We start from the raw sequence: 16,522 nt of genomic DNA on the forward strand, positions 1-16,522 counted from the left end.
CCAGTGTCTTTATGGATACAGAATGAACGGCAGAGGGAATGGATGGAAAAAATCGGCCTGCTTGCAGACGAATTTCAAAAAACAGCCGCGCTTGATGATGAGGCGGGCCGTTTTCCCGCGGAGAAAATTCAAAGACTGCGCGACGCGGGATATACGGCGTTAACGGTACCTGAGGCATTCGGCGGTGCAGGCATTTCCGTTTATGATATGGTGCTGTTTCAGGAACGGCTGGCGCGGGGAGACGCGGCCGTTGCTCTCGGAATCGGCTGGCATTTATCCGTCATGGGTGAGCTCGGAGAAGGAAACAGCTGGGATGAAGATGTCTTTTCATTTATCACAGAAGAGGTGAAAAAGGGAGCCGTCCTGAACAGGGCAGCGACGGAACGGCAGACCGGCAGTCCGACGAGGGGAGGAAGACCCAGCACCTCCGCTGTCAAAAAAGACGGAAAATGGGTGCTGAACGGCCGAAAAACCTTTACAACCCTTTCACTGACTTTGGATTATATGCTTGTGACGGCATGGATTGAAGAAAAACAAACGACCGGTGTTTTTCTCATTCATAAAGATCAGGCAGGCGTTTCAGTCGAAGAAACATGGGATATGATTGCCATGAAGGCGACCGGAAGCCATGATCTCCTTTTAGATCATGTCACGGTCAGTGATGAGCGGCTTGTGGAGCTTATCAGCGGGCCGAGAGCGGCGAAAGTGAATGGCTGGCTGCTTCACATTCCCGCTGCTTATCTGGGTATCGCTCAAGCGGCAAGGGACTATGCCGTCCGGTTTGCATCCGAATATTCGCCGAACAGCCTGAACGGACCGATTAAAGACGTGCCGGCCGTTCAGCAGCGTGTCGGGGAAATGGAGCTCGAATTGTTAAAAGCGAGACAGTTTCTCTTCACGGCGGCGCAAATGTATGATGACCCGAAACGCCGCCCTTTCATCAAAAGCGAGCTCGGCGCCGCAAAACATATTGTGACAAATGCCGTCCTTTCTGTTGTTGATAAAGCAATGAGAATCACCGGCGCAAAAAGCCTGGAGCGAAATAATCCGCTTCAGCGGTATTACCGGGATGCCCGGGCCGGCCTTCACAATCCGCCGATGGACGATGCGGTCATCGGCAAATTAGCGGCGGAAGCCTTTGAGCAATAAAAAAAGAGCCTGAAAAAGGCTCTTTTTATGTATGGCTGTTGTGCCGGAGCAGTTTTTGATGCTTGCGGTCAATTCTGTCATAGATCACATTCATCAGCTTTTGATTATTCATAATGGCCGCCTTGTTTTCTTTTATCAGCTGTTCGTATGTTTTTATTTTACGTTTCGCCATGAGCCCGCACCTTCCTTACATATTTGTATTCGCTTTCTAATTCTCCGAGCGATAATTCATATAAATGCCGTTCCGACTTTTTGTATATTCCGTTATTGATCAGCAAATGGATCAGATGTTTTTTTCGTCCTTCAACTGATGATCTGAGCTGAGGAGAAGACCTCATGATTACCCTCCTAATCAAATGATATTGAGAATCATTATCAGTTAATGAAAGTATACAATGGTCATATTCATATGTAAAGGAAAAATACCGCCAATTTTTCGACAAAAAGTTTCCCGGGGAATAATGCTGTCGAATATTGCATTTGATCAGATCAAAGCTGCTATTTTTCCGCTTTTCCATCCATACTATGAATGAGAATGGAGGAATCCTTACATGAATGATCAAACGGCAAACTTAAAACGGGGCGAAAAAGGCGCGATTCTTAATATCGCCGCGTACCTCATCCTTGCCGCCGTCAAACTGGTGATCGGTCTTATTTATCATTCCGAAGCGCTCAGAGCGGACGGGTTAAATAATGCCACGGATATTGTCGCATCACTGGCTGTGCTGATCGGGCTCCGGATTTCCCAGCGACCTGCGGACAGTGATCATGCCTACGGACATTATCGGGCTGAAACAATTTCTTCATTAATTGCGTCTTTTATTATGATGGCGGTCGGTATTGAAGTGCTGATCGGAGGAGCAAAGGCGATTGTCAGCGGAACGGAGGCCGAGCCGAGCTTCATTGCGGCATGGACGGCGCTCGGAAGCGGGATTGTAATGTACGGCATGTATGTATATAACAGCCGTCTTGCGGATCGGGTTAAAAGTTCTGCGCTTCATGCGGCGGCGAAAGACAGCCGTTCTGACGCCTATGTCAGTATTGGGGCGTTTATAGGCGTCTTAACGGCCCGGCTTCATCTGCCGTGGATTGATCCGGTCATTGCTTTTCTGATCGGAATCATCATCTGTAAGACGGCATGGGACATCTTCAAAGATGCATCCCACTCATTGACGGACGGATTTGATCTGAAAGATTTGGAGCCGTATAAACACACAGTGAAAGAAATAAAAGAGGTCAGCAGGCTGAAGGATGTGAAAGCAAGGTATTTGGGGAGCACGGTTCATGTGGAAATGGTCATTACGGTAGATCCGGGACTGTCTGTGAAAGAAGGCCACGAAGTAGCCGATGAGGTCGAATATGCAATAAAACATGAACATGATGTGACTCATGTCCATGTTCATGTAGAGCCTGAAGTCATAAACAAAGATCGTGAAACGAATTAAATATGCTGTGATAAAAATTCTGTGACTTCTTCGGGCGTTTTCGCGTTTGCGCTGTGAAGATGCGCTTTCTTTTCGCCGTTTTTAAAGATCAGAAGGCTCGGTATGCCCATTACCTGATATTTGTCGGCAAGCTCAGGGAGCTCGTCTCTGTTCAGCTCATACCAATCATTTTGATTATATTCTTCCAAAATATCGCCGATGAACATATTCATGCGCGTGCAGTCAGGGCACCAGTCAGCGAAAAATTTCACGATGATTTCCTTGTCGGATTGAATAAGTTCATTAAATTGTTCTGTTGTACTGATTTTTTTCATATGACACATCTCCTTTTCCATGCCATTTTAATATAAAATAAAAAGGAATTACATACAAATGCTTTCATATTCAGAATGCCCAAAAATAATTAGATCATTTTCTGAGGAAAGTGATAAGATAGTAAAGATGAATTGTTGTGGGGGGAATATCCATTGAAAACAAGTCTAGGATTGGTGTACGGCGGAAAGTCAGCCGAACACAATGTATCGCTGCAGACAGCATTAGCTGTAACAAAAGCGCTTAATACTGAGAAGTTTGATATACATCCGATTTACATCACTGAAAAAGGAGAATGGCAAAGAGGCCCGCTGCTGACTGAGCCGGTTTCCAACGTGAAAATGCTTCAGCTGGAACAAAACGGTGAAAGTTTCGCTCTATCAGCATTGAACCGGGAAATGTTTCCTGAAGCGTCGCCTGACGAAAAGGCGCCGATCGATGTCGTATTTCCGCTTCTCCACGGACCGAACGGTGAAGACGGCACCATTCAGGGTCTGCTGGAATTGCTGAACGTTCCTTATGTCGGCAACGGGGTGCTTGCATCATCAGCCGGCATGGATAAAGTCATCATGAAGCATTTGTTCGCTCAAGCGGGGCTTCCGCAGGCGAAGTACGCCGCTTTCTTAAAAAAGGACTGGAAACAGACGCCGGACAGCTGCTTACAGCAGGTTGAAGAGGAGCTTGGGTATCCATGCTTCGTCAAACCGGCGAACCTCGGATCAAGCGTCGGAATCAGCAAATGCAGAAACCGTGAAGAGCTTGAAAAAGCCTTCGAACTGGCTTTTGAGTATGACCGGAAAATTGTGGTTGAAGAAGGAATCGCCGGCAGAGAAATCGAAATCGGCGTACTCGGAAATGACGAACCGAAATGCTCCGCCGTCGGTGAAATCGCGCCGAAAACCGACTTTTACGATTACAAGGCGAAATATGAAGACGGCGACACGGATTTAATGATTCCCGCGCAAGTGACGGATGAACAATATGCGGAAATCAGCGAGATGGCGATTAAAGCCTTCAAAGCGATTGACGGATCAGGCCTTGTCCGCGCCGATTTCTTCCTGACCAATGACGGTCAAGTGCTCATTAACGAAGTGAACACAATGCCGGGCTTTACGCCATTCAGCATGTTCCCGCTGCTTTGGAAAGAAGCAGGCGTAGATTACAGTGATCTGATCGAACAGCTGGTTGAGCTGGCAAAAGAACGCCATGCCGAAAAACAGCTGATTAAACATACATTTTAATGAAGACGGACACTGCCTGAAGGGGCAGTGTCTTTTCCCGTAACAGACAACATTTTCAGAAAGCGAGGTGCCACCTTTGATAAAGCGAACTGTAAAACGAATCGCAGATATGGTCAAAGGCACACTGACAAATCCCGTATTTGAACAAACAATGATTGAGGGCGCCGCAACCGATACGCGGACTTTGGAAAAAAATCAGCTGTTCATTCCTTTAAAAGGCGAGCATTTTAACGGCCACACCTTTGTGCCGCAAGCATTTGAAAAAGGCGTTTCCGCGGTGTTGTGGGACCGCTCTGAACCGAATCCGCCGGAAGAGCGTGCTGTCATCCTGGTCGATGACACGCTGGAGGCGCTGCAAACATTGGCAAAAGCTTATTTGAAAGAGCTCGGCACACGGGTTATCGGGGTGACTGGGAGCAACGGAAAAACGACAACGAAAGACATGCTTCACGCCGTTCTCGGCACGCAGTACCGCGTTCACAAAACCGCCGGCAATTTCAACAACCATATCGGCCTGCCGCTGACCGTGCTTGCCATGCCTGAAGATACAGAAATCGCCGTTTTAGAAATGGGAATGAGCGCGAGAGGCGAAATTGATTTTCTGAGCCGTCTTGCTGAACCGGAAGCTGCCGTCATTACCAATATCGGCGAATCCCACATGCAGGATTTAGGCTCAAGAGAAGGAATTGCGGAGGCAAAACTTGAAATTATAAACGGACTTCGGGAAGACGGCGTTCTGTTTTATTTCGGGGATGAGCCGCTGCTTCGCGAAAAGACGTACACTTGCCGGACAACGACATACGGCGCAGGCGCGGACAATGATCTCCGCCTGAAAGAAATAAAACAGGCGGAAGAAGGCACGTACTTTAATATCGACGGGATCGACCGTTCTTTCTTTATTCCCGTTCTCGGCAGACATAATGTGATGAATGCCATGGCCGCATACGCCGCCGGCATCTATTTCGGCATTACGCCGGAAAATGCCGCTCTGGGACTGAGCCGCCTGAAGGTGACGGGGATGAGATTGGAACTGGTCAAAACGGAAAACGGCATCTCGATCGTAAACGACGCATATAATGCGAGCCCGACGTCAATGAAAGCGGCGGTCGAATTAATCGAAACGATGAAAGGCTATCGGAAGAAAATGCTCGTGCTCGGTGATATGCTTGAACTTGGTGATGAAGAAAAAGCATTCCACGAAGAATGCGGTGCTGCGGTCAATCCGGCGGAAATCGACCATGTATTTACTTACGGCACACTCGGCGCATTCATCGCTGACGGAGCGCGCCGGCATTTTGAAGAAGGGCGCGTCAGCCATTATCTTGACAAAAAAGAACTGCTTTGCGCCATACAGGAAAAGACCGCTTCCGGCGATCTCCTTCTGTTTAAAGCATCAAGAGGTATGAAGCTCGAAGAAATCGTTAAAGATTTATTAGAGAAGAAATGAAAAAATACCGATCAGCATTATAAAAATATACAAAAATGAAGAAACTAATTCAGGGTGAAATAATTCTGTCCGTATGAAAAAGAAAGGCCGCCGGCTGGGAAATCCCGTCCGGCGCGGGGTCCGGCCTCGTTCGCGGGAAGAATCCGGTCAGGCCGCTTCCGGCCGCCTGACCATCTCGCCTTATTGAAAAACACATAGTGTAATGGTAAGATTAAACGTAAAGTAATTCGGGCTTTGTATACGTATGATCCTGTCCTTTGGATGAAAGGGCAGTTTTTAGTGGTAAATCACGACATTACTGAAACAGCAATCAGAAGGAGTTTGAATAATTTGACTATAACGTTTCAAGATTTCCAATTAAGTTCTGATCTCATGAAATCAATCAATCGTATGGGATTTGAAGAAGCAACACCGATTCAGGCACAAACGATTCCGCTCGGACTTTTAAATAAAGATGTCATCGGACAAGCGCAAACAGGTACAGGTAAAACAGCTGCGTTCGGTATACCCCTTGTTGAAAAAATGAACCCCGAGTCTCCTAATATTCAAGCAATCGTAATCGCGCCAACCCGTGAATTAGCCATTCAAGTATCTGAAGAGTTATATAAAATCGGACAAGATAAGCGTGCGAAAGTACTGCCTATTTACGGCGGCCAGGATATCGGACGTCAAATCCGCGCATTGAAGAAAAACCCGCATATCATCGTAGGTACGCCGGGGCGTCTTCTTGACCATATCAACCGCCGCACGATCCGTTTAAATAACGTGAACACGGTTGTCATGGATGAGGCTGATGAAATGCTGAACATGGGATTCATTGATGACATTGAATCCATTCTCTCAAACGTGCCGAGCGACCACCAAACGCTCTTATTCTCAGCAACAATGCCTGCGCCGATCAAACGGATCGCAGAGCGTTTCATGACTGAGCCGGAACACGTAAAAGTAAAAGCGAAAGAAATGACTGTGTCCAACATTCAGCAGTTCTACTTGGAAGTGCAGGAGCGCAAAAAATTCGATACGCTGACTCGTCTTCTTGACATTCAGTCTCCGGAACTTGCGATCGTATTCGGACGTACGAAACGCCGTGTCGATGAGCTTGCTGAAGCCCTGAACCTTCGCGGATATGCGGCTGAAGGAATTCACGGCGACTTAACGCAGGCGAAACGTATGGTTGCGCTTCGCAAGTTTAAAGAAGGTGCGATCGAAGTGCTTGTAGCGACTGACGTTGCCGCCCGCGGACTTGATATCTCAGGCGTTACCCACGTTTACAACTTTGACGTGCCTCAAGATCCTGAAAGTTACGTTCACCGTATCGGAAGAACGGGCCGTGCAGGAAAAACGGGTATGGCGATGACGTTTATCACACCGCGTGAGAAAAGCATGCTTCGCGCGATTGAACAAACGACAAAACGCAAAATGGACCGCATGAAAGAGCCGACGCTTGACGAAGCATTAGAAGGACAGCAGCAGGTGACGGTTGACCGTCTGCGCACGGCGATCAGCGAAAACAACCTGAACTTCTACATGACGGCAGCTGCGGAATTGTTAGAAGATCATGATGCAGTGACAGTTGTGGCTGCAGCCATTAAAATGGCGACAAAAGAGCCGGACAGCACGCCTGTACGCCTCACTGATGAAGCGCCTATGGTCAGCAAACGCTATAAAAACCAGCGTACTTCTAAGCGCAGAGACGGCCAAGGCGGCGGCTACCGCGGCGGCAAAGGGAAAAACAACAACCGTTCTTCCTACGATAAAAAACGCTCAAGCGACCGCCGTTCTTCAGGTGACAGACGCCAGAAAAAATCATACTAAAACACAGGAAGCGGACCCTTTTACGGGGTCCGCTTTTTTTTTGATATGCCGGAAAGTGAATCTTTTTTGCAAATCAGCCGTATTTGTATGTATGATAAAAAATGGGAGGTAGGTATGTTGAGAGCACAGCCAAAAAATCGAATCAGTCCAAGCGGCTTAAAAGTCTGGCGTCTTCAGGAAATCATCCTGTCCGCCTTCTGTCTTCTGGCCGTTATAGCAGCAGCTGTTTTAAGCCATTTCTTCCATTGGCCGTATTGGATCACCGGAGTCCTCGGCATCATTTGGGTTATCGGTTCAGTAATATCCGTCTATGCCATACCGAAAATCAGGCACAGGATCTGGCGCTATGAAGTCCATGAAAATGAAATTGATATTCAATCCGGCATTTTTATTGTCAAACGGGTCATTGTGCCGATGGTGAGGGTGCAGCACGTAGATACTTCACAAGGCCCGCTCCTCAGAAAGTACCGTCTGGCCTCAGTCAAAATCTCCACGGCGGCAACCGTTCATTCCATTCCGGCGCTTGATATGGAGGAAGCTGACCGGCTGAGGGATTCCATTTCCCGTCTGGCAAGGGTGACGGAAGATGATGTCTGAGCCGAAACGTCTGCATCCGGCGGCCGTGATTTTGAACTTATTCCATATTATTATCGAAACCATTAAAAACATTATTCTGCCATTTTTTCTCGTCTATATTGTAAACTCCAACCACTTCATCCGCTTTTACGGAGGCATTGCGCTCGCCGTCCTGCTTATCTGGCTGATTACGGCTAGTGTGATTGAGTGGAGAAAATTTACATACCGGATTGAGGACGGAGAATTCAGAATTGAAGAAGGCTTGTTTTTTACGAAAAAGAGATACATCTCCATTGACCGGATTCAATCAATGAATACGAGTGCCGGCATCATTCAGCAGCTTTTTAAGCTTGTTAAGCTTCAAATCGAAACGGCCGGCGACGGGAAAAACGCTGAAGCCGTCTTATCCGCCATTACTGTGGAAGAGGCGGAACGGATCAGAGCGGCTGTTTTTCAGCAAAAAGCGGAGCAAGAAGAACGAGGGGAGACCGCAGCGGAGCAGGAACCGATGCGCGGGGAAGATGTGCAATCCGTTTACCGCCTGTCTGTAGGTGAGCTGCTTATGGCCGCCTCAACATCCGGGGGAATCGGTGTCATCATCTCAGCGGTATTCGCCCTCTTTTCTCAGATTGATGAAGTACTTCCGATGGACTGGCTCTATGACAGGTTTTCCTTTCTCAAGCATGCGAGCATCGGCATATACGCCGTGATCATTTTCATAGGATTGTTCATCGCCTGGCTGTTAAGCATCGCCGGTATGATGATCAAGCATGCCAACTTTAAAATAGAAAAAAAGGAACACGAATTGGTCATTACCAGAGGAATTATTGAAAAGCATCAAGTGACAATCCCGCTCCGTAAAATCCAAGCCATTAAAATGAAAGAAAATGTGATCAGGCAATTATTCGGATACGCGACGGTTGCGATTGTCAGCGCCGGCAGTGCGGGGAATGAGAAAGAAGGAGCACAGACGATTCTGTTTCCGATCATCCGCAAATCAAAGCTCGGAGTGATGCTGAACGGTTTCACACCGGATTACGTGCTGGAAGAAAACCGGAATCATTTGCCGAAAAGGGCGCTGCGCCGGTATTTATTCCGATCCATAATCTTCTCGGTTTTCGTGATCATCCCGCTTTGTATTCTGTTTAAGCCGTGGGGATATGCATCGCTCCTCGTGCTTCCTGTCGAACTGGTGCTAGGATATGCCTCGTTTAGGACAGCGTCATGGTGCATAAACGGCGGCAGGCTTCAGATCACCACGAGGCTGATCGGGAAGACGACCACGATTATGCTGAGAAGAAGAATGCAGATGTTTGAAGTCAGCCGCTCCTTTCTGCAAAAAAGAAGGCGGCTCGCATCTGTGGCTACCGCAGTGAAATCAGCTCACCACATGGAGCATGTCATGCTGAAGGATGTCAGCGAGGAAGATGCCGAACGCATCGGGCGCTGGTATTCATATGAAAAAGCGGACGGTTAATACCGCCGCTTTTTTTGCTGCACGCATAAAAAGGAAAGCAAAAATCCGCCTGCCAGTCCGAACAAATGCGCCATAATGTTAATATTAGAGTTGATAAACGTCGACAGCACCGCGATGATAAGCAGGGTCATAATCATTTTCGACTGATCCCGGCCGATCAGCTCCTTGCGGAAAACAGTCAAAAACACATACACGCCGAAAAGTCCGAAGATCGCGCCGGATGCGCCGACATGCACATAATCAAGCGGTTCGGCAAGATACGTGCCGATATTGCCGATGATGCCCGATACGATGTACACAATCAGAAAACGGACTTTTCCGAGCATCTGCTCAAGCGGGGGCGCGAATAAAAAGAGAGACATGGAGTTAAACAAAAGGTGAGTGAAATTCGCGTGTAAAAACATTGGTGTCACCAGCCGCCACCATTCTCCCGAGGAAACGCCGTAATTATAGCCTGTCACAGCATCTGACCACATCATGACGGAATGAAGCGGCATACTGAAAAACAGCCACAAGAACGCCTGCAGCGCCAAGATACAGCTGACGGCCGGATAACGTCTGATAAAAGTCTGGAAATTTTCCGTTCGTATAAACATCGCAAGCCCCTTTGCATCTGATTTGTTACATATATAGTAACACGTTTATGACATAAACCGTTTTTTAGTACGGACTTTTAGGAGGAATTCACATGATTTTCGGAATCGGAATCGACATCGTTGAACTGCACAGAATTGAAAACATGCTCAGCCGGCAGGCGAGGTTTCCGCAAAGAATATTGACGGAGGCTGAATACGCCCGTTTTACATTGCTGTCGGACAAAAGGAAAATTGAATTTCTCGCGGGAAGATTTGCGGCAAAAGAAGCCTTTTCGAAAGCATACGGCACAGGTATCGGCAAAGAGCTCAGCTTTCAGGATATTGAAACCGGAAACGACAAAGCGGGAAAGCCTGTGCTGGCCTGCGCCAAGCTTGACTGCGCGGCGGTTCACGTCTCCATTACCCACACAAAAGAATACGCCGCGGCACAGGTCGTGATTGAAAGGTTGTCACGCTAGTCTGCATATTAGCCGGAACCCCTTCATATATTTGATAGTGCATTAAGGGAGACAAGTTGTTTGAGGCTTTTATGGTACGCGTCCGTCCGTTCAGGGCGTACCGTTAAAGTCAAACAAGCGATTTCTTCCCTTTACATCAATTGAGAAGAAGGGGTTGAAAAAAGGTGAGAAAAAGCTTTGTTTTGCTTTTAACGGGACTGCTTGCCGTCCTTATTCTTTCGGCCTGCGGCCAAAAATCACAGGAAGATATCGTGAACGGTTTAGATAAGAAGGCGAAAGAATACACCTCGTACAAAGCGAAAGCCAAAATGACCATTGAAACGGGGAGTGATCCGCAAGTATACAATGTGGAAATCTGGCATAAAAAACCTTCCCTGTACCGGGTCTATCTGGAAAATCCGAAAAAAGACCAAAACCAAGTCATTTTACGGAACGCCAACGGAGTCTTTGTCCTCACGCCGTCGTTAAATAAGAGCTTCAGATTCCAAAGCGACTGGCCGAATAACAGCAGCCAAGTATATTTGTTTGAGTCACTTGTAAAGGACGTGCAGCATGACAAAGACGCCGTCTATTCCGCCAAAGATAAAAAGTACACGTTTGAAACAAAAACAAACTATCAGCACAACAAAATGCTGCCGACTCAGGAAATCACTTTCAACAAAAAGGACATGAGCCCGTCGCTCGTTAAAGTTATGGATACAGACCGGAAAGTGATGGTAAAAGTCGAATTCAAAAGCTTTGAATTCAACAAACCGTTTGATAAAGACTCTTTTGACGAGAAGAAAAATATGACGCTTTCCCAGATGGACGTCGCCACAAGCGCCAAGCCGTCTGATTCATTTGCGGTCAAAACACCGCTTCAAGTGCCGGCCGGCGTCAAAAAGCTTGAAGAGAAAGATATTTCAACGGCGGACGGCAAACGGATCGTCATGACTTACGGCGGAGAAAAATCATTCACCCTTATTCAAGAAAAAGCCCATATCGCAAAAGCCGCCTCTGCCGTCACGCTGAAAGGCGAACCGGTTAATCTCGGCTTCACGGTTGCGGCATTATCTGATACGTCTTTAACGTGGACATATGACGGAGTGGATTATCTTCTGTCATCACAGGATCTTACAAAAGATGAAATGGTGGCCGCCGCCAAAAGCATGCAGGGACAGTCGTCAAAATAACGTCAAAAAAGAGGCCGCCGCTGTCGGTCTCTTTTTTGATTCCATTTCACTTTGCAGAATAATTTTAGTATGATAATAACAATATGAATTGAAAATAATGCTAGGAAGTGTATCGAATGAACACAGCATCCTTTTACAGAGAAACGTGGGCGGAAATCAACCTGTCCGCGATTAAAGAAAATGTCACGCATATGAAAAAACACATCGGGCAAAACGTCCATCTCATGGCGGTTGTAAAGGCGAACGCTTACGGCCACGGAGATTTGGAAGTTGGGAAAGCCGCGCTTGAAGCGGGTGCCTCTTGTCTTGCCGTAGCCATACTGGATGAAGCGATTTCATTGAGAAAGCGGGGCATTACAGCGCCGATTCTCGTGCTTGGCGCCGTGCCGCCCGAATATGTACAAGCAGCTGCCGAGTATGACGTAACACTCACGGGATATTCTGTTGAATGGCTTCAGGAAGCTGCGCGCCACCTCGGAAGTGCAACAGTGCCGTTTCATCTGAAAGTCGACACCGGCATGAACAGACTCGGAGTCAAAACGGAGGAAGAAATCCAAAGCGTGTTAAAAATCCTCGGTCAAAATCCCGGTTTAGTCTGTAAAGGCGTATTCACCCATTTTGCTACCGCGGATGAGAAAAACAGAGATTATTTCCTCTTCCAGTTTGACCGCTTTAAAAAATTGATCGCTCCGCTTCCTTTAAAAGAATTGATGGTGCACTGCGCGAACAGCGCTGCCGGACTTCGTCTTAAAAAAGGCTTTTTTAACGCGGTTCGTTTCGGCATCAGTATGTACGGGCTCCGTCCTTCTGCTGACATCCAAAGCGAAATTCCGTTTCAATTAAAACCGGCTTTTGCGCTGCACTCTGTTTTATCCCATGTGAAAAAGATCCGCAAAGGGGAAAGCGTCAGCTACGGCGCAACATATACGGCAGAGAAGGATCAATGGATCGGAACGGTTCCCATCGGCTATGCAGACGGGTGGCTCCGCAAGCTGAGCGGCACGTCTGTGCTGATCGGCGGCAAACGTATGAACATCGCGGGAAGAATCTGCATGGATCAATTGATGGTCGAATTAGATCAATCTTATCCGCCGGGCACCAAAGTCACCCTGATCGGCAGCCAGAAGGGAGAAACGATCACGATGGATGAAATCGCCGGGCGGCTTGGGACGATTAATTACGAGGTCCCTTGTACCATTAGTTCCCGCGTTCCCCGTATGTTTTTGGAAAATGAGAGTATAATGGAAGTAAGAAATCCTTTACTGCAAGATAATACAAGCAAGTAGCCGTCATCCGGAAAAAGAGAATTTATAAAACAGCTTTGCTTGACGTTTGAATAATGGTATCATTATGTCTGGATGGATGAATTGGTCGTATCCGTAAGTTTGGTGGAGGTGTATGTTTTTTGTCTGAATCCAGCGCAAGAACCGAAATGAAAATCAGCTTGCCCGAAAACTTAGTAGCTGAATTGGATGGTGTAGCGATGCGGGAGAAACGAAGCAGAAACGAACTGATATCACAAGCAGTGAGAGCGTATGTCAGCGAACGGACAACTCGCCATAACCGTGATTTGATGAGACGCGGGTATATGGAAATGGCGAAAATCAACTTGAATATCTCTTCTGAGGCTCACTATGCTGAGTGCGAAGCAGAAACGACCGTTGAGCGCTTAGTCAGCGGAGGATAATCATTTTGATTGTAAAGCGCGGCGATGTTTATTTTGCTGATTTATCTCCTGTTGTTGGCTCAGAGCAAGGCGGCGTACGCCCGGTTTTAGTGATCCAAAATGATATCGGAAATCGCTTTAGCCCGACTGCTATTGTTGCAGCCATAACAGCCCAAATACAGAAAGCGAAATTACCAACCCACGTCGAAATTGATGCAAAACGCTACGGTTTTGAAAGAGATTCCGTTATTTTGCTGGAGCAAATTCGGACGATTGACAAGCAAAGATTAACGGATAAAATAACTCATCTGGATGATGAAATGATGGATAAGGTTGATGAAGCCCTGCAAATCAGTTTGGCACTCATTGATTTTTAGTCATATTTTGGTTGCTCATATAGAGCAACTTTTTTTGTTTTCGAAAAACATAAGCGCTATAATAAAGAGATAATCAAACAAAATTTGTTGTTTTGTGTCGGGAGGTCAGTGAAACCCATGTCGAATCAGAAAGTGTATCAGTTCATCATTGATCAGCATGATGAACTGCTTGATACTTGGACAGCCAAACTAAAAGAAGTAGGCAATCAGGAAGACTATCAGCTTACGAATCACATATGTGAAAATATTTGTAAAGACTATATAGACATTCTTTTATTATCGACTAAAAATGACGAGGCTACGGAAGAGCAGATCAGTGAGCTCGCACTGCGCGCCGTTCAGCTCGGTCTGTCACTGAAACTTCTTTCAGCCACCCTGTCAGAGTTTTGGAAACTGCTTTACGAAACGATGGTCGACCTTAATATGGCCGATCAGGACAGAGCAGATTTGATTTTGGAAATAGACAGCTTTTTCAATCCGATCAACACGGAAATTTTAAATCAGTATTCTATCTCCTGGGAAAAAACGGTTACTTTGCAAAAAATCGCGCTTCAGGAATTGTCGGCTCCGCTGATCCCGGTATTTGAGCATGTAACGGTCATGCCGCTTGTCGGGACGATTGATACGGAGCGTGCAAAGCACATTATGGAAAATCTGTTAAACGGCGTCGTAAAGCACCGTTCACAGGTTGTATTAATTGATATCACGGGCGTGCCGGTCGTTGATACGATGGTGGCGCACCATATTATTCAGGCATCGGAAGCGGTGCGGCTTGTCGGCGCGAAATGCCTGCTCGTCGGAATCCGTCCGGAAATCGCGCAGACGATCGTTAATCTGGGAATTGATTTGTCGCAGGTTATTACGAAGAATACCCTTCAAAAAGGAATTCAAACAGCGCTTGAAATGACAAATCGAAAAATCGTTTCATTGGGGGAATAACATTGTGAGACATCCAAAAATCCCGATCCTGAAACTGTATAACTGCTTATTGGTATCCATCCAATGGGAACTTGACGACCAGACAGCTTTGCATTTTCAAGAAGATCTGCTGAACAAAATCTATGAAACCGGCGCAAACGGGGTCGTCATTGACCTGACATCCGTTGACATGATCGATTCATTTATCGCGAAAGTGCTCGGCGATGTCATCACCATGTCTAAATTGATGGGCGCAAATGTCGTATTGACGGGAATTCAGCCGGCTGTGGCGGTCACATTGATTGAACTCGGAATCTCACTTGAGGAAATTGAAACGGCGCTCGATTTAGAGCAAGGGCTTGAGACATTGAAGCGGGAATTGGGGGAATAGCGATGAACGACCAATCCTGTGTGAAAATCATGACAGAATGGGATATCGTAGCCGCCAGACAGCTTGGCCGCAACGTTGCGAAGGAATTAGGCTTCGGCACGGTGGACCAGGCCAGAATCACGACGGCTATCTCAGAATTGGCCAGAAACATTTACTTATATGCAGGCAAGGGCCAGGTCAGCATAGAACAAGTAAACGACAGAGGGAAAAAAGGCCTTAAAATTATAGCAGAAGACAAAGGACCCGGAATCCCCGACATCCGTAAAGTGATGGAAGACGGCTTTTCAACGTCAGGCGGACTGGGAGCGGGACTTCCGGGCGTCAAAAGGCTGATGGACGAATTCAGCCTGCAATCTGTTGCAGAGGAAGGAACAGAGATTCAAGCCGTGAAATGGCTTCGGTAGGAGGTTAGAACGTGGATTTCAGGGAGGTTATAGAGCAGCGGTATCATCAGCTGCTTAGCCGATATATAGCCGAATTAACAGAAACATCTTTATATCAAGCCCAAAAATTCAGCCGAAAAACGATTGAACATCAGGTTCCTCCGGAGGAGATCATCAGCATCCACCGAAAAGTAGTAAAGGAACTGTATCCGGATCTGCCGGAAGATGTTTTTCATTCGCTGGATTTTTTAATAGAAGTCATGATTGGCTACGGGATGGCTTATCAGGAACATCAAAGTCTGAGAGATATCCAGCAGGAGCTTCGTTCAGAAATTGAAATTGCCGCAAATGTTCAGCAGACGCTGCTTGGCACAAAAATTCCTGAAGAAGAAGATCTGGATATCGGGGCAATCAGCGTCCCCGCCAAACAGATGAGCGGGGATTATTATCACTTTGTCAAAGACAAGGAATCGATTAACATCGCGATAGCCGATGTCATCGGAAAAGGAATACCCGCCGCATTGTGCATGTCGATGATCAAGTATGCCATGGACTCTCTTCCGGAGACCGGCATTCACCCCTCCCAAGTGCTGAAAAATCTTAACCGCGTTGTAGAACAGAACGTGGACTCAAGCATGTTTATCACCATGTTTTACGCAAACTACAATACGAAAAATCACCAATTTACATATGCTTCTGCGGGGCATGAACCGGGCTTCTACTACTCTGAAAAAGAAAAAAAGTTTTATGATCTGGAGGCAAAAGGATTGGTGCTGGGAATTTCTCAGGATTTTGATTACAGCCAATATGAACAGCACATGGACGAAGGAGACATGATCGTTCTTTTTTCTGACGGCGTCACCGAATGCCGCACCGAAAACGGTTTCTTAGAACGCAGCGACATTCAGCGCATGCTGGAAGAACATATGGATTGCTCCGCGCAGGATATGGTCAAAAATATTTACGACAGCCTGCTGAGACTTCAGGACTTTCAGCTTCATGACGATTTTACGTTAATTGTTTTGAAAAGAAAGGTTTAAAAAAACAGCAGCACGGGTAAAAAGCCATTAGCACGAGTAAGGATAACTTTCAGAGGTGA

General features: G+C 46.9%; 20 protein-coding genes. 16 read left to right on the forward strand and 4 right to left on the reverse strand.

The genetic code is table 11. The features are described 5' to 3' along the window. Positions 1–3 precede the first annotated feature (3 nt). On the forward strand, positions 4–1,149 hold the full coding sequence (locus NYE38_RS02350) for an acyl-CoA dehydrogenase family protein (protein ID WP_289394639.1): 1,146 nt from the start codon (positions 4–6) through the stop codon (positions 1,147–1,149). Between the two features lie 25 nt (positions 1,150–1,174). On the opposite strand, the gene fbpB is transcribed toward NYE38_RS02350, so the two are convergent. Together fbpB and NYE38_RS02360 are read right to left on the reverse strand one after the other, a co-directional pair. Beyond that, complete coding sequence (gene fbpB / locus NYE38_RS02355) at positions 1,175–1,321, reverse strand: Fur-regulated basic protein FbpB (protein ID WP_003156206.1); 147 nt, start codon at positions 1,319–1,321, stop codon at positions 1,175–1,177. Beyond that, positions 1,308–1,487, reverse strand: a complete 180-nt coding sequence (locus NYE38_RS02360) for a Fur-regulated basic protein FbpA (RefSeq protein WP_003156203.1) — start codon at positions 1,485–1,487, stop codon at positions 1,308–1,310. Before NYE38_RS02360 ends, fbpB begins: the two co-directional genes overlap by 14 nt. A 213-nt stretch (positions 1,488–1,700) precedes the next feature. Here NYE38_RS02360 and NYE38_RS02365 point away from each other — a divergent pair, with 213 nt between their 5' ends. Further along, positions 1,701–2,594 (forward strand): cation diffusion facilitator family transporter, encoded by an 894-nt coding sequence (locus NYE38_RS02365; RefSeq protein WP_017419229.1) that lies wholly within the window; start codon positions 1,701–1,703, stop codon positions 2,592–2,594. On the opposite strand, the gene NYE38_RS02370 is transcribed toward NYE38_RS02365, so the two are convergent. Further along, on the reverse strand, positions 2,591–2,908 hold the full coding sequence (locus tag NYE38_RS02370) for a thioredoxin family protein (protein ID WP_003156200.1): 318 nt from the start codon (positions 2,906–2,908) through the stop codon (positions 2,591–2,593). The genes NYE38_RS02365 and NYE38_RS02370 overlap by 4 nt on opposite strands. 153 nt (positions 2,909–3,061) lie before the next feature. Between NYE38_RS02370 and NYE38_RS02375 the strand changes: the two genes are divergently transcribed. From NYE38_RS02375 to NYE38_RS02395, 5 genes are all read left to right on the forward strand, one after another. Continuing rightward, positions 3,062–4,147, forward strand: a complete 1,086-nt coding sequence (locus tag NYE38_RS02375; protein ID WP_003156199.1) for a D-alanine--D-alanine ligase — start codon at positions 3,062–3,064, stop codon at positions 4,145–4,147. A gap of 76 nt (positions 4,148–4,223) precedes the next feature. Next, positions 4,224–5,594, forward strand: coding sequence for a UDP-N-acetylmuramoyl-tripeptide--D-alanyl-D-alanine ligase (gene murF / locus NYE38_RS02380; RefSeq protein ID WP_340801299.1), 1,371 nt, complete (start codon positions 4,224–4,226; stop codon positions 5,592–5,594). Positions 5,595–5,924: 330 nt separating this feature from the next. Further along, positions 5,925–7,409, forward strand: coding sequence for an ATP-dependent RNA helicase CshA (gene cshA / locus NYE38_RS02385; protein WP_014416963.1), 1,485 nt, complete (start codon positions 5,925–5,927; stop codon positions 7,407–7,409). A 117-nt stretch (positions 7,410–7,526) separates the two neighbouring features. Next, complete coding sequence (locus NYE38_RS02390) at positions 7,527–8,006, forward strand: PH domain-containing protein (RefSeq protein WP_025649968.1); 480 nt, start codon at positions 7,527–7,529, stop codon at positions 8,004–8,006. Next, positions 7,996–9,462: a PH domain-containing protein gene (locus tag NYE38_RS02395; RefSeq protein WP_021495081.1), complete on the forward strand. Its 1,467-nt coding sequence runs from the start codon at positions 7,996–7,998 to the stop codon at positions 9,460–9,462. The genes NYE38_RS02390 and NYE38_RS02395 overlap by 11 nt, the downstream gene beginning before the upstream one ends. Here NYE38_RS02395 and NYE38_RS02400 read toward each other — a convergent pair. Beyond that, positions 9,459–10,058, reverse strand: a complete 600-nt coding sequence (locus NYE38_RS02400; protein ID WP_015239195.1) for a rhomboid family intramembrane serine protease — start codon at positions 10,056–10,058, stop codon at positions 9,459–9,461. The two genes, NYE38_RS02395 and NYE38_RS02400, sit on opposite strands and share 4 nt — an antisense overlap. A 92-nt stretch (positions 10,059–10,150) precedes the next feature. Here NYE38_RS02400 and acpS point away from each other — a divergent pair, with 92 nt between their 5' ends. From acpS to NYE38_RS02445, 9 genes are all read left to right on the forward strand, one after another. Continuing rightward, on the forward strand, positions 10,151–10,516 hold the full coding sequence (acpS, locus tag NYE38_RS02405; RefSeq protein WP_053104569.1) for a holo-ACP synthase: 366 nt from the start codon (positions 10,151–10,153) through the stop codon (positions 10,514–10,516). A gap of 164 nt (positions 10,517–10,680) precedes the next feature. Next, positions 10,681–11,688 (forward strand): outer membrane lipoprotein carrier protein LolA, encoded by a 1,008-nt coding sequence (locus tag NYE38_RS02410; RefSeq protein WP_007410230.1) that lies wholly within the window; start codon positions 10,681–10,683, stop codon positions 11,686–11,688. Positions 11,689–11,804: 116 nt separating this feature from the next. Next, on the forward strand, positions 11,805–12,974 hold the full coding sequence (alr, locus tag NYE38_RS02415; protein ID WP_053285486.1) for an alanine racemase: 1,170 nt from the start codon (positions 11,805–11,807) through the stop codon (positions 12,972–12,974). Between the two features lie 119 nt (positions 12,975–13,093). After that, complete coding sequence (gene endB, locus NYE38_RS02420; RefSeq protein ID WP_003156188.1) at positions 13,094–13,375, forward strand: type II toxin-antitoxin system antitoxin EndoAI; 282 nt, start codon at positions 13,094–13,096, stop codon at positions 13,373–13,375. 5 nt (positions 13,376–13,380) lie between these two features. Next, on the forward strand, positions 13,381–13,731 hold the full coding sequence (gene ndoA / locus NYE38_RS02425) for a type II toxin-antitoxin system endoribonuclease NdoA (protein ID WP_003156187.1): 351 nt from the start codon (positions 13,381–13,383) through the stop codon (positions 13,729–13,731). A 117-nt stretch (positions 13,732–13,848) separates the two neighbouring features. Then, positions 13,849–14,670 carry an STAS domain-containing protein gene (locus NYE38_RS02430; protein WP_003156182.1) on the forward strand — a complete coding sequence of 274 codons (822 nt, stop codon included), beginning with the start codon at positions 13,849–13,851 and terminating at the stop codon, positions 14,668–14,670. A 4-nt stretch (positions 14,671–14,674) separates the two neighbouring features. Next, positions 14,675–15,040, forward strand: coding sequence for an RsbT antagonist protein RsbS (gene rsbS / locus NYE38_RS02435; protein ID WP_007609584.1), 366 nt, complete (start codon positions 14,675–14,677; stop codon positions 15,038–15,040). A 2-nt stretch (positions 15,041–15,042) separates the two neighbouring features. Continuing rightward, complete coding sequence (locus NYE38_RS02440) at positions 15,043–15,444, forward strand: anti-sigma regulatory factor (protein WP_003156178.1); 402 nt, start codon at positions 15,043–15,045, stop codon at positions 15,442–15,444. A gap of 11 nt (positions 15,445–15,455) precedes the next feature. Beyond that, on the forward strand, positions 15,456–16,463 hold the full coding sequence (locus tag NYE38_RS02445) for a PP2C family protein-serine/threonine phosphatase (protein ID WP_007609589.1): 1,008 nt from the start codon (positions 15,456–15,458) through the stop codon (positions 16,461–16,463). The last annotated feature ends 59 nt before the right edge of the window (positions 16,464–16,522 follow it).

The organism is Bacillus sp. EU63, from assembly GCF_038592915.1.
In the GTDB taxonomy this organism is placed as follows: Bacteria; Bacillota; Bacilli; order Bacillales; family Bacillaceae; genus Bacillus; species Bacillus velezensis.

What these genes read in the sequence shown, in the direction of transcription:
- fbpB (WP_003156206.1), bottom strand. Translation starts at nt 1,321, where the DNA reads ATGGCGAAACGTAAAATAAAAACATACGAACAGCTGATAAAAGAAAAC.
- NYE38_RS02360 (WP_003156203.1), bottom strand. Translation starts at nt 1,487, where the DNA reads ATGAGGTCTTCTCCTCAGCTCAGATCATCAGTTGAAGGACGAAAAAAA.
- NYE38_RS02365 (WP_017419229.1), top strand. Translation starts at nt 1,701, where the DNA reads ATGAATGATCAAACGGCAAACTTAAAACGGGGCGAAAAAGGCGCGATT.
- NYE38_RS02370 (WP_003156200.1), bottom strand. Translation starts at nt 2,908, where the DNA reads ATGAAAAAAATCAGTACAACAGAACAATTTAATGAACTTATTCAATCC.
- NYE38_RS02395 (WP_021495081.1), top strand. Translation starts at nt 7,996, where the DNA reads ATGATGTCTGAGCCGAAACGTCTGCATCCGGCGGCCGTGATTTTGAAC.
- NYE38_RS02400 (WP_015239195.1), bottom strand. Translation starts at nt 10,058, where the DNA reads ATGTTTATACGAACGGAAAATTTCCAGACTTTTATCAGACGTTATCCG.
- acpS (WP_053104569.1), top strand. Translation starts at nt 10,151, where the DNA reads ATGATTTTCGGAATCGGAATCGACATCGTTGAACTGCACAGAATTGAA.
- alr (WP_053285486.1), top strand. Translation starts at nt 11,805, where the DNA reads ATGAACACAGCATCCTTTTACAGAGAAACGTGGGCGGAAATCAACCTG.
- NYE38_RS02430 (WP_003156182.1), top strand. Translation starts at nt 13,849, where the DNA reads ATGTCGAATCAGAAAGTGTATCAGTTCATCATTGATCAGCATGATGAA.
- NYE38_RS02440 (WP_003156178.1), top strand. Translation starts at nt 15,043, where the DNA reads ATGAACGACCAATCCTGTGTGAAAATCATGACAGAATGGGATATCGTA.